Below are 12046 nucleotides of genomic sequence, written 5' to 3' on the forward strand. Positions count from 1 at the left end.
GCGGGGGAGGGAGAAGGCGTCTCGGGCCGCGGCCCCGGAACCTGCCGCGCCTCGGGCGCCGCGGCCGCGTCCGTCGGCGGCACGTCGGCCGGTGCGGCGTCGGCCGGTGTCGCGTCGGCCGGCGCGGCGTCCGCGGGCTCCCTCGCGGCAGGGACCGCGTCGGCCGGTGGCGGCGTCTCCGGCGGAGGCGGGGGCAGGTCTCGGCGGTCGTTGCCTTGATCGGTCATGTCGGCCTCCTGGTATTAGGGCGAACGGCGCGGAGCTGGCCTGCCGCGAACGCGCCGCTTGTGCCATGAGTGCCTGCACAGAGGCGGACGGTGACGGATAGTCGCACGGTTCCCACTCCACGGGAGGGGATCGGGGGTATTTTCGGACAGCGGAAACACCGCAGGGCGGACAGCCTATGACTCCCCCAAGGGAGGGGTCCCGGGAGGGTGTTGAGGACGACACGGCGGCACGTTGCGTGCGTATCCCGGCGAAGTCGCCCAAAAGCGGGCAACTCGCCCAGTCCGCGGCTAGCCTGTGCCCATGACCGTTCACGAACAGCTCGCGCAGGCGTCGGGCGTCCTTCACCTCGGTGGCGATCTCCCCATCCACCGACTCGGCTTCGGCACGATGCAGCTTCCCGGCCCCGGGGTGTGGGGAGAGGCGAAGGATCCCAAGGAGGCCGTGCGGGTGCTGCGACGCGCCGTCGACATGGGCATCACCTTCATGGACACCGCCGACTCCTACGGCCCGTTCACCGCCGAGCTGCTGATCAGACAGGCGCTCCACCCCTACCCGCCGGACCTGGTCATCGGCACCAAGGCCGGGTTCACCCGGCCCGGCTCCGGCTCCTGGGTCCCGCTCGGCAGGCCCGAGTACCTGCGCCAGCAGTGCGAGCTGAGCCTGCGCCACCTGGCCGTCGAGCGCATCGACCTCTTCCAGCTCCACCGCGTCGACCCGCAGGTGCCGCTCGCCGACCAGGTCGGCGAACTCGGCGCCCTCAGGTCCGAGGGCAAGATCCGCCACATCGGGCTCAGCCAGGTCTCCACCGCGCAGCTGGCCGAGGCCGGACGGATCGCCCCGATCGTCTCCGTGCAGAACCGGTACAACATCGCCGATCGCACCGACGAGGACGTCCTCGCCTACGCCCGCGCGCACCAGATGGCGTTCATCCCCTGGACCCCGCTGGACACCGGCGCGCTCGCCCGGTCCGGCGGCCCGCTGGCCAGGATGGCGGAGGAACGGGGGGTGTCCGCCTCCCAGCTGGCACTGGCCTGGCTGCTGCGGCACTCACCCGCGATGGTGCCGATCCCCGGCACCTCCACCGTCGCCCACCTGGAGGAGAACACCGCGGCGGCCACGCTCGAACTCGGCGACGCCGACTACGAGGAGCTGACCCGCGCGGCCTTCTGACCACCCGGCCCGGCCCGTGGACGGCGCACGGGCCGCCGTCCGCACGGGCCGCCGTCCGGGCGGGCCGCCGCGCTCAGGCCCTGCGGCGGTCCTCGATCGCGTCGCGGGACCAGGCGATGCCGAGGCCCGGGGCCTCGGGCGGCACGGCGTGGCCCGCCTCGATCGACAGTTCCCCTTCGGTGATCGCCCGCAGTTGCGGAATGTGCTCCACATAACGGCCGTTGGGGACCGCCGCCGCCAGGCTGACGTGGAGCTCCATGAGGAAGTGCGGGCAGACGTCCACGGTGAACGCCTCGGCGAGGTGCGCCACCTTCAGCCAGGGCGTGATCCCCCCGATCCGTGCCACATCCACCTGCACGATCGACGCGGCCCCGCGTTCCAGGTACTCGCGGAACTGGCGGACCGAGTACAGCGACTCCCCGACCGCCACCGGGATCGACGTGGAACGGGCCAGCAGCGCGTGGCCGCTCGCGTCGTCGGCGGGCAGCGGCTCCTCCAGCCACGCCAGGCCGAACGGCTCGAACGCCGCCGCCCGCCGCAGCGCGTCGGACCGGCTCATCGACTGGTTGGCGTCGACCATCAGGTCCATCCCCGGACCGACGGCCGCCCGCACCGCGGCGAGCCGTTCCACATCCTCCGCCGGCCGCTCCTTGCCGACCTTCAGCTTCACCCCCGGCCACCCCGCCGCCTTGGACGCCAGCGCGCCCGTCACCAGCTTCTCCGTCGACAGGTGCAGCCAGCCGCCCTCCGTGTCGTACAGCGGCACCCGGTCGTGCGAGCCGCCCGCCAGCCGCCACAGCGGTTCGCCCGCCCGCAGGCAGCGCAGATCCCACAGCGCGGTGTCCACGGCCGCGAGCGCCAGCGAGGTCACGGCGCCGACGGTGGTGGCCCGGGTCGAGGCGAACAGGTCGCGCCACACGGCCTCTACCCGCCGCGCGTCCCGTCCCGGCAGCCGCGGCAGCAGGTGGTCCCTGAGCAGGGCCAGCACGGAGGTGCCGCCGGTGCCGATCGTGTAGGTGTAGCCGGTGCCGGTCAGCCCGTCGTCCGTGTCGAGCTCCACGAAGACCGTCTCCTGCTTCAGGAACGCCTGAACGGCGTCGGTCCGCTCCTGCTCCACCTCCAGGTCGACCAGGTGGGCCCGGGCCCCGACGATCCGTGCCATCTCCGCTCTCCCCAGCCGATCGTATAGATTCCATGAGGCGTGGCGCACTCAACGGCCCGTCAGAACGCCCAAGGGCGGCCATGGTCAGGCGCAGATCATATATGATTCGGCATCGCATGGAGAAGGGGAGGCGGTGGCATGGCGGTCGCATCCCGCCGGGACGTGCTCGTGGACACGGTGTACGAGGCCGTTCGGCGCCGTCTGGTGGAGCACGACATCGCGCCGGGGGCCAGGGTCACCATCAACACCCTGGCCCAGGATCTCCAGGTCTCCCCGACCCCCCTGCGCGAGGCGCTGGCCCGCCTGGAGGGCGAGGGCCTGGTGGTGAAGAGGTCGCTGGCCGGTTACACGGCCGCCCGGTTGCTCGGCGAGCGGGATCTTGACGAGCTGTTCGAGATGCGGCTGCTGCTCGAACCGGCCGTCGCCGCGCACGCCGCCGACCACGCCCGACCCGACGACCTCGCGCGCCTCGCCGGTCACCTCGCCGAGATGCGCGCCGCCACGGAGGACGGCAGCCCCGCGACGCTCGTCCTCCACCTCCGGCACGACGCGCTGTTCCACGACGGGATCGCCGCCCTCGGCGGCAACTCCCTGATCCGCGCCACCCTCACCCGCCTGCACGCCCACGCGCACCTGTACCGGCTGCGCTTCCAGGAGGGCATGGCCGAGGAGACCCGCCGCGAGCACGAACGCGTCGTCGAGGCGTTGAGCGAACGCGACCCCGACACCGCGGCGGCCCGCATGCGCACGCATCTGCGCCGGGCGCACGCCCGCCTGCGAACCGCCGCCGGGACACCGGCCGCGGAGGACCAGCCGGCCCGGCGCCGTCCTCGGGTGCGAGGGTCGACGGCGTGACCTACCGCGAGTTGGCAGCGGGGCGCGCTCGACGGCACACCCGCGCGGGTCATCCCGGACGGATGCGTCGACCTGCTGTGGATCGGCGACGGGTTGCTCGTCGACCGGGCCCACGCCGCGGGGTTCGCGAGCCAGGCCCACATGAGCGACGAGGTGCGCCGCCTCACCGGGCTCACGCCTGCCCGATTCCCGGAAGACGCGCGCCCACCGCCGTGCCCGACCCGGCCCGTGCCGCGGCGGGGGTGGAGCGGCTCCGCGGCGCGATCCGTCCCGACGGCACGGTCGGCGTCGAGGGAGGCGCCAGCAGGACGACGGCGGCTGGGAGTTCGACTTCCCGCACTGGTCGCCCGCGCAGGTGGTCGAATGGCGCGGCCCGGTCACCATCGGCGCCCTCGGAACCCCGCGCGGCCACGATCGCGTGTGAGGACCCGCGCGCACCCGCCCTCGGATACGTTCGTCGGCGCCCAGGCCAGGGTGAACGACGCGCCGCGCGCCGGGCACATGCGCGGTGCATGGCATGGGCATGATCGGAGGAAGTTCCCCCACGGACCTCCGGGAGGTTTCGATCGCGACACTCAGAAACGCCGCGCGAGCGCTGCTGACCCTGCTGTTGGTGACGCTTTCCCTGGCCGGCACCCAGGCCGTCGCCGCGCCCGCCACCACGGCGCAAGCCACCGTGCTGACCTACGACGCCGGCGGAGCGGCCGAGCTCACCGCCGCGGTGCACGCGGGCGCCGACGTGTGGAACGAGAGCGTCGCCAACGTCCGCCTCGAACCGGCCGCCCCCGGCCAGAACGCGAACATCGACATCGTCGCCGACAACGGCTGGCCGCGCGCCCAGACCACCAGCCTGGGCAACGGCACAGTGTGGATGGGCCGTCAGGCGGTCAACGAGGGCTACGACACGATCCGCATCGCCGCCCACGAACTCGGCCACATCCTCGGTCTCCCCGACATGAAGCCGGGCCCCTGCTCCAGCCTGATGTCCGGCTCCACCGGCGGGGTCGACTGCACGAGCCGCTACCCGGACGCGTACGAGCGCGGCTGGGTGGAGGACAACTTCTCCTGACGCCCACCTCCCCTCCACCCGGCGCAACGCGCGTCACACGAGCGGGACTTCACGCCCGGTCGCCCCACGGGGTGGCCGGGCGGTGAGGCTCAACCGTCGGCTTCCCCCAGCCACCCCGCGACGAGCGCGGCCTCCGGCGACCCGATCTCGCGGAGGATGGCAAGGGAGGCCCGCCAGAGCACGGCGGCCTCGGCACGTTCGTCCGGGACCGCGAGCCGCCCGAGGCCGGCCAGGGTCTTGGCCTCCCACAACCGGTCCCCGCTCTCCTGGAAGGCGGGCAGACACGTGAGGTAGCAGCTGGTGGCGAGGGAGTGGTTGCCCAGCTCCCGGTGCACCTCGCCGAGGCTGTGCAGGCTTCTCATCTGCCATCGCCGGTCTCCGAGCTTGGCGAACGCGGGGACGACGGGATCCAGGCTCTCCAGCGCCTCCTCCAGCCGCCCCAGGTCGCGCAGGGCGTCGCCCAGGCACCGCAGGGTGTAGTTCTCCCAGATCCGGTCACCGAGCTCGCGGAACGCCGCGACGCCCGCCTCGAAGCGCGCGATCGCCTCGCGCGGCCGGCCGCTGTCCCGTTCCACCCGGCCGAGCGCGACCAGGGCGATGGCCGTCCAGCGCGGGTCGCCGAGGCGGTCGAACGCCCGGTGCGCGGCGGTGCAGTGCTCCTCGGCCTCGGCGAAGCGGCCCTGGTCGCGACGGACGTCCCCGAGGTCGACCCGTGTCCTCGCGGTCCAGCGGCGGTCCTGAAGCTCCTCGAAGATGCGCAGGCAACGGTCCGCCGACGCGGCGGCCTCCTCGAAGCGCGCCTGGTACCAGAACACCCGGGCCAGATCCACCAGGGCGGCGGCCTCGCCGCGCAGATCGCCGGTCGCCCTGAAGACGCCGAGGCAGCGTTCGGCGGCGGCGATCGCGTCGGCGAAGCGGGACTGGTAGCGGCGGAGCCTGATCACGCTCCACAGCGTGTAGCCCGCGCCGGTCCCGCTGCCGGCCCGCTCCGCGGCGGTCAGCGCGAGGGCCTGCGTGTTCTCCCAGTCGTCCCAGTGCGTGTGCAGGTCGAAGAACGTCGCGAGCTCCGCGGTCAGCTCCCAGGCGAGCTCGGGGAGTTCGGCGACGGCCTGCTCGACGGCGCTGACCAGGCTCAGCCGTTCCGCCTGGAACCACACGAGCGGATCCGCCACCGCCGCCTCCGCGATCGCGCCGGCGGTCGGCCAGGCCGGGACCGCGGTCCGCCACGCCGTCTGAAGCCCCTCCGGCTCCAGCCCGTCGACGGCCAGGCGCGCCGAGGACAGATAGGTCTCGACGACCCCGCGCAGCGCCGCCGCCCGCACGGGAGGCGGCTCGTAGGCGCGCAGCTCCTCGCGCGCGTACACCCGGATGAGGTCGTGGAAGCGGTAACGCGTCTGGCCGGCGGCGTCGGTGCCCGCGACCTCGAGCAACTGGGCGTCGACCAGCCGCTCGATGTCGGAGGCGGCTCGCGCGGGGCCGGTGTCCAGCAGCGGTGCTGCCACCCACGCCGGGAAGTCCGGCGCCTCCAGGAGGCCCAGCATCCTGAACAGCCGTTCGAGTCCGGCGTCCAGTTCGCGGACCGAAAGACGGAAGCTCGCCCGGACGCCGAGGTCGCCGATCTCCAGTTCGGCGAGTCGCGACTCCTCGTCGGCCAGCAGGTCACCCAGCGAGGACATGCCCCAGTGCGGTCGGCTCGCCAGGCGCGCGCCGGCGATGCGGACCGCGAGCGGCAGGAAGCCGCACAGGCGAGCCACCCTGAGCGCGGCCTCGGGCTCCCGCGCCACGCGGTCCGCCCCGGCGACCCGGCCGAGCAGCGCGACCGCGTCCTCGGGAGGGAGGACATCCAGAACGAGGGACCTGACACCCTCGAGACCGGCGAGCAGGGAGCGGCTGGTGACGATCACGGCGCAGCCGCTGGCCCCTGGCAGCAGCGGCCTGACCTGCGCCTCGTCGGCCGCGTTGTCCAGGACGACGAGAACCCGCCGCCCGGCCAGGCGGTCCCGGTAGAGACGGCCGCGCTCGTCGAGCCCCGCCGGGATCGCGGACCCCTCGACGCCGAGCCCGCGAAGGAACTCCGCGAGCGCGTCGGCCGGATGCACACGCTGAGCCTCGGCTCCGCGCAGGTTGACATACAACTGGCCGTCGGGGAAGTGCGGTCGAAGCTCATGGGCCGCCTGCACGGCCAGGGTGGTCTTGCCCACCCCGGCCTTGCCCGCCACGGCGCTGATCAGGACTGCCCGCGCGGAGTGCTCGCCCGCGCCGAGTACGGTGTCGCGCACCGAGGCGAGCGCGTTCTCACGCCCGGTGAAGTCACTGACGGTCGGGGGAAGGTGGAACAGCGTGGTCGGCGCGGTCAGGGCCGACGCCTGCTCGTCTCCCGGCTGCGGTTCGCTCATGCTGCCCCGCTCGCCCGCCGGGAGCGAGAACCGCGGCATCGCCCAGAGGCGTTCGCTCTCGGCCAGCAGCACCCCGCTGCGGGCGGCCACGGAGACAAGCACCCGGTCCAGTTCGCTGCCGGTCGCCGTCCGGTGGTGTGGGGGCGTTCCGCGGCGCGGGGTGCCCTGGGCGCGCTGCCACGCGGCGAACGTGCCCGCGGTGGCACCGGCCAGCACGGCGAAGCCGACCACCGGCGCGCTCGGGCCGGCGTCGGCGAGCAGGTAGAGGCCGCAGGCGACGCCGGCGATCCCGCCGCCCGTGGCGGCGCCGCCCAACGCGCCCCTGAGCACCGGGACATGGCCGGGCCCGGTCCGGTGGCCGCCGCCCCCGGACCGCCCGACCGGTTCTTCGTTCCCCTGATCCCGGTCATGGATGAGCACCCCGTCTCGCGTGCGGTGGCCTGTTGCCTCAGGATAGTTGGCGTCCTCGGCGGCCCCCGTGAGCATGCCGGGGGCGGCGCTCAGCAGGGACTCGGTGGGGATCAGGTAGGCGGTGCCCTCGGCGCGTTCGGCCGCCACCACCATGCCCACCACCCCCTGGGCCGACAGGTCCCAGACCGGCGCACCGCTGAACCCGCGGGTGATGCGCGGGCCCTGGGTCACCTCCATCTGGATCCAGCCGGCGGCCTGGGTGCCGCGCAGCTCACCGGCCGCCCATACCCCGAGATCGCGGTTGTTGGGGAAGCCGAGCACCCGGAAGCGGTCCCCCCACGTCGACCCGGGGCGGGTGAGCCGCACCGGGCGCGCCCCGGGCGGCGCGGGCGCGCGCAGCCGCAGCAGCGCCACATCGCCCGCGCCGTCCGGCTGTTCGGGCGTCCATGCCACGACGTCGGCCTCGATCACGGGCCGCGGGGCGCCGGCGGCCGCCGGTAAGAGGGGGAAGTCCACCGGGACGGTAAGGTCCGGCGGCTGTGGCGCGTGCCCGTCGTGGCCCGGCCCGTTCGCCACCACATGGGCACACGTGCAGATGAGGTCCGCGCCGACGAGGAAGCCGGTTCCGGCCACCTCCCCTGAGGGCTGCCGGACACGGACGATCGCGTTCTCCACAGTCCCGAGGTCCCCCAGCCGTGTGCCGCCCCGCGTCCGATCACTGTCAGTGTCCACGCGTGAGGGCGCGGAGTCCAGGGAGTTGCGGGCCCACTCGTGCTCTGGTCTTCTGGGCGCACGCGACGGCGACGAGAGCGGGGGCGGTTCCGTGCATGTGGTCGAGTTACCGGTGGGGGACGAGGGCGCCGGGAGCATCCGGGTCCAGGTTCGCGAGCTGGACGAGGGGCTGGCCAGGGTCGGTCGCGGTCAGCGGGTGGCCGCGCGGGCCGCACGGTCCCTGGACTCGATGCTGGACGGCGTGCGGCCCGTGGCGGAGCGGTTCGTCGCGCAGTTCCGCTCGCTGCCCGATCCGCCCAGTGAGATCACCGTCGAGTTCGGCGTCTCGCTGTCGACCGAGGCGGACGTCGTGATCGCGAGCGCCGCCGCCGAGGCCAACTTCTCCGTCACCCTTACCTGGCAACGCCCCTAGCTAGGACCCGTCTGGGCGTGGCGCCGTCAACCGGGGTGGACCCAGGGGGTCGTCGTGGTCAGGGGGGCGAAGCCCAGGCGGCGCAGGATGGGTTCGCTGTGCGCGGAGGCGTCCACCTGGAGGTGGCGCACGCCGCGTTCGGCCGCCAGCCGCGTGCGGTAGGCGACCAGCGCGCGGTAGATGCCGCGGCCCCGCCACCCCGGCACGGTGCCGCCGCCCCACAGGCCGGCGAACTCGGTTCCCGGGTACAGCTCGATCCGTGCCGCGCTCACCGGCGTCCGCCCGGCCATCGCCAGCACGGCCGCCACCGCGTCGGGGCCCGCCTCCAGCTGGGCGAGCAGCTGCTCCCTGATCCTGACCCGCCCCGGGCCGAAGGCCGACTCGTGGACCTCCGCCACCCGTTCGACGCCCGCCGCGTCGGTGACCGGCACCAGCTCGATGCCCTCCGGCGGCCCGGCGTCCCGCGGCAGGTCCCCGACGGCCGCCACCATCACGGTCTCCACGGGCTCGGCGGCGAACCCCGCCGCCCGCAGCCGTTCCCCCAGGTCGGCCGGGCGGTCGTGCGCGTACAGCTTCCACTCGAACCCGCCGGGGCCGAGTCCCGCGAAGTGCCGGATCTGCGCCCGGATCTCCGCGTCCGCCGTCTCCTCGTCCAGGTCGGACCAGAGGACGCCGGACCAGCCGTCGGCCCCGCCCGCGCGCCGTACCACCCGCCCGCCGGGTGCCTCCTCGCCCGCGTCCCGCCGCAACTGCCGGTCGAAGCGGGCCAGAAGATCCCCCTCGGCCGGTTCCCTCGCCGTTGTGCCGCCCATGGCATCCACTCCTCGCGCTGGTGATGCGAGGCGTCAACGTAACCCCCGCCGTCCCGCCCTGTCCTGCGGGTTATCGGCCGAACGGGCCGAACGGGCCGAACGGGCGAGGCGCGGGAACGGCGGCGGCCCCGGGGGTCACTCGGCGAGCAGGCGCTCGGACAGCTCCCACAGGCGGGCGGCGGCCCCGGGGTCGAGGGCGTACGGCGCCACGCCCCGGGGGACGCCGGGCGCGCTCGGCTCGGCCTCGTCGCAGTCCTCGAAGTACCTGCCGGTGACACCCTCGACCAGCGGCGAGGCCGCCAGCAGGACCGAGGTCGCGGCGCCCTGCTCCGGCGTCTTCCAGTTCACCGCTGCGCCGCGGCGCGCCGCCGCGGCCCTGGCCCGCTCCAGCTCCTCCTCGGTGATGTGCCGCTGGAGGTTGGTCCTGATCCCGCCGGGCATCAGCGCGTTGGCCGTGATGCCGTCGGACGCCCAGCGCTTGGCGGCCTCGACCGCGAAGAGCACGTTCGCCGTCTTGGACTGGCCGTACGCGATCCACGGGTCGTACCGGCGCTCGCGGAAGTCGATGTCCTCGAAGACCACCGGCGAGCGCAGGTGCCCCGAGGAGCTGACCGACACCACCCGCGCGTCACCGGCCCGGCTCAGCGCCTCGTGCAGGCCGGTGGCCAGGGCGAAGTGGCCGAGGTGGTTGGTGGCGAACTGGAGCTCCCAGCCGCGCGGCGTGCGCGTCTCGGGGGTGGCCATCACGCCAGCGTTGTTCACCAGGATGTGCAGCGGCCCCTCCCAGGCCGCGGTGAACGTGGAGACGGACGGCAGGTCCGACAGGTCGAGCGGGGCGACCGTGAGCAGCTCGCTGCCGGTGGTCGCGGCGATGTCCTCGGCGGTGCTGTGCCCCGCCTCGGTGTCGCGGACCGCGAGGACGACCTCGGCGCCCGCGCCCGCGAGGGCCCGTGCCGTCTCGACCCCGATGCCGGAGGACGCGCCGGTCACCACGGCCCGGCGGCCGGTGAGGTCGACTCCGGCGATGACCTCGGCGGCGGTGGAGTTGGCGTCGAAGGGTGTGGTGATGCGGTGGGTCGCAGTCATGATCTGTCCCGTCTGCCTGGGTGGTGCAGGGCGCGGTGAGGCCGATACGATAAGTACCGGAGGCTCCTCCGTTACCTGGAACGGTAAGCGGAGGATCCTCCGATTGGCAAGCCTCGCCGACTCCCAGGAGGAGCCGTGTCCCCGACGGGCGCCCGACCGCAGCGGGCCGACGCCCAGCGCAACCGCGCCCGGCTGCTCGACGCCGCCGTCCGCGCCTTCTCGGGGGAGCGGCCCGAGGCGACGCTCGACGCCATCGCCAAGGACGCGGGCGTCGGCATCGGCACCCTCTACCGCCACTTCCCGACCCGGGAGGCACTGGTCGAGGCCGCCTACCGCAACGAGCTGGCCAGGCTGTGCGACTCCGTCCCCGAACTGCTCGCCTCGTACCCGCCGGACCGGGCCACCCGCGCCTGGATGGACCGCTTCGTCGACTACATGACCACCAAACGCGGGATGGCCGACGCGCTGCGCGCCGTCATCGCCTCGGGGGGCAATCCGTACGAGCACAGCAGGACCCAGCTGACCGGGGCGGTCACCGCGCTGCTCGAAGCGGGCGCCGCCGACGGCAGCCTCCGCTCCGACGCCGACGCGGGCGACGTGCTCTGGGGCCTCAGCGGGGTGACCCTCGCCGCGGGCGAGCCCGAGCAGCGCGCCCGGGCGGGCCGCCTGCTCGACCTGATGATGGACGGCCTCCGCTACCGGCCCTGAGGCCGCGGCGCCGGTGGCCGGTGACCGGTGACCGTCCGGTCACCCACCGCCGCCGAGCGGGCGCGACTCGCCCGCGCCGCGTGCCAAAATGACCGCACCGGCGACCGTGGCGTGAGGGTGGGGTGTGCGGAGTGTGGCCGCTGAGCGATGAGGACCCGCGGCGGATCGGCGACTTCCGGCTGCTGCTCCGGCTGGGCGAGGGCGGCATGGGCCGCGTCTACCTGGGGCGTTCCGCGGGAGGCAGGTCCGTGGCCATCAAGGTGGTCCATCCCGGCCTCGCCGCCGCACCCGGGTTCCGCGAGCGCTTCGCGCGCGAGGTGCGCGCGTCCGGCGCGGTCTCCGGCGCCGGAACGGTCCCGGTGGTGGCCGCCGACTCCGCCGCCATGACGCCCTGGCTCGCCACCGCCTACGTCCCCGGGCCCTCGCTCGCGGAGGCCGTGCACGAGCACGGGCCGCTGCCCGAGGCCACGGCGTGGCGGCTGCTGTCCCGGCTGGCCCAGGCCCTGGCCGCCTGCCACGCCTCCGGTCTCGTCCACCGCGACCTCAAGCCGTCGAACGTGCTCCTCTCCCACGACGGGCCACGGCTCATCGACTTCGGCATCGCCCGCGCCACCGACGAGACCGCCCTCACCGGCACCGGCCTGGTGATCGGCTCGCCCGGCTACATCTCGCCCGAACAGGCCGAGGGGCGCGAGGTGACGTCCGCGGGCGACGTGTTCGCGCTGGGCGCCGTCCTGGTGTACGCGGCCACCGGGCGCGGCCCGTTCGGCACCGGCGCGGGGCCCGAGCTGCTCTACCGCGTGGTGCACAAGGAGCCCGGCCTCGGCGGCCTGCCCGAGCCGCTCGCGGCGGTGGCGCGCCGCTGCCTGGCCAAGGCGCCGGGGGAACGGCCCACGCCCGCCGAGCTGCGCGCCGAGGCGGCGGAACACGACACGGCACGGGCCGACTGGCTGCCGCCGGCCGTCACCTCGGCCATCGCCCGCCGCGCCGAGCGCCTGCTCAACC

10 protein-coding genes and 1 pseudogene are annotated in these 12046 nt (G+C 74.5%); 6 read left to right on the top strand and 5 right to left on the bottom strand.

The genetic code is table 11. The features are described 5' to 3' along the window. Nucleotides 1-227 (bottom strand): annotated as a pseudogene (locus ADY01_RS40870) (hypothetical protein); the annotation flags it as partial. Nucleotides 228-528: 301 nt separating this feature from the next. On the opposite strand from ADY01_RS40870, the gene ADY01_RS24880 reads away from it, so the two are divergent. Then, nucleotides 529-1398 (top strand): aldo/keto reductase, encoded by an 870-nt coding sequence (locus tag ADY01_RS24880; RefSeq protein WP_049577978.1) that lies wholly within the window; start codon nucleotides 529-531, stop codon nucleotides 1396-1398. Nucleotides 1399-1471: 73 nt separating this feature from the next. On the opposite strand, the gene ADY01_RS24885 is transcribed toward ADY01_RS24880, so the two are convergent. After that, nucleotides 1472-2560, bottom strand: a complete 1089-nt coding sequence (locus ADY01_RS24885) for a mandelate racemase/muconate lactonizing enzyme family protein (protein ID WP_049577981.1) — start codon at nucleotides 2558-2560, stop codon at nucleotides 1472-1474. Nucleotides 2561-2698: 138 nt separating this feature from the next. On the opposite strand from ADY01_RS24885, the gene ADY01_RS24890 reads away from it, so the two are divergent. Together ADY01_RS24890 and ADY01_RS24895 are read left to right on the top strand one after the other, a co-directional pair. Continuing rightward, a complete protein-coding gene (locus ADY01_RS24890) occupies nucleotides 2699-3415 on the top strand; it encodes a GntR family transcriptional regulator (protein WP_049577984.1) in 717 nt (238 codons plus the stop codon). A gap of 523 nt (nucleotides 3416-3938) precedes the next feature. Next, a complete protein-coding gene (locus ADY01_RS24895; protein WP_078900583.1) occupies nucleotides 3939-4484 on the top strand; it encodes a snapalysin family zinc-dependent metalloprotease in 546 nt (181 codons plus the stop codon). Between the two features lie 89 nt (nucleotides 4485-4573). Here ADY01_RS24895 and ADY01_RS24900 read toward each other — a convergent pair whose 3' ends face one another. Continuing rightward, nucleotides 4574-7966: a tetratricopeptide repeat protein gene (locus tag ADY01_RS24900; RefSeq protein ID WP_049577986.1), complete on the bottom strand. Its 3393-nt coding sequence runs from the start codon at nucleotides 7964-7966 to the stop codon at nucleotides 4574-4576. Between the two features lie 49 nt (nucleotides 7967-8015). On the opposite strand from ADY01_RS24900, the gene ADY01_RS24905 reads away from it, so the two are divergent. After that, on the top strand, nucleotides 8016-8435 hold the full coding sequence (locus ADY01_RS24905) for a CU044_2847 family protein (protein ID WP_234320404.1): 420 nt from the start codon (nucleotides 8016-8018) through the stop codon (nucleotides 8433-8435). 26 nt (nucleotides 8436-8461) lie between these two features. On the opposite strand, the gene ADY01_RS24910 is transcribed toward ADY01_RS24905, so the two are convergent. Together ADY01_RS24910 and ADY01_RS24915 are read right to left on the bottom strand one after the other, a co-directional pair. Then, nucleotides 8462-9247 carry a GNAT family N-acetyltransferase gene (locus tag ADY01_RS24910; RefSeq protein WP_049577989.1) on the bottom strand — a complete coding sequence of 262 codons (786 nt, stop codon included), beginning with the start codon at nucleotides 9245-9247 and terminating at the stop codon, nucleotides 8462-8464. A 135-nt stretch (nucleotides 9248-9382) separates the two neighbouring features. Beyond that, nucleotides 9383-10333: an SDR family NAD(P)-dependent oxidoreductase gene (locus tag ADY01_RS24915; protein WP_049577991.1), complete on the bottom strand. Its 951-nt coding sequence runs from the start codon at nucleotides 10331-10333 to the stop codon at nucleotides 9383-9385. 135 nt (nucleotides 10334-10468) lie between these two features. Between ADY01_RS24915 and ADY01_RS24920 the strand changes: the two genes are divergently transcribed. Together ADY01_RS24920 and ADY01_RS24925 are read left to right on the top strand one after the other, a co-directional pair. After that, complete coding sequence (locus ADY01_RS24920; protein WP_049577993.1) at nucleotides 10469-11041, top strand: TetR/AcrR family transcriptional regulator; 573 nt, start codon at nucleotides 10469-10471, stop codon at nucleotides 11039-11041. A gap of 131 nt (nucleotides 11042-11172) precedes the next feature. Then, nucleotides 11173-12046 (top strand): serine/threonine-protein kinase (locus ADY01_RS24925; protein ID WP_049577994.1); only part of this gene is annotated, 874 nt, incomplete at its 3' end.

Origin of the sequence: Streptomyces sp. SBT349, assembly GCF_001083795.1 — a bacterium.
Classification (GTDB): Bacteria; Actinomycetota; Actinomycetes; order Streptomycetales; family Streptomycetaceae; genus Streptomyces.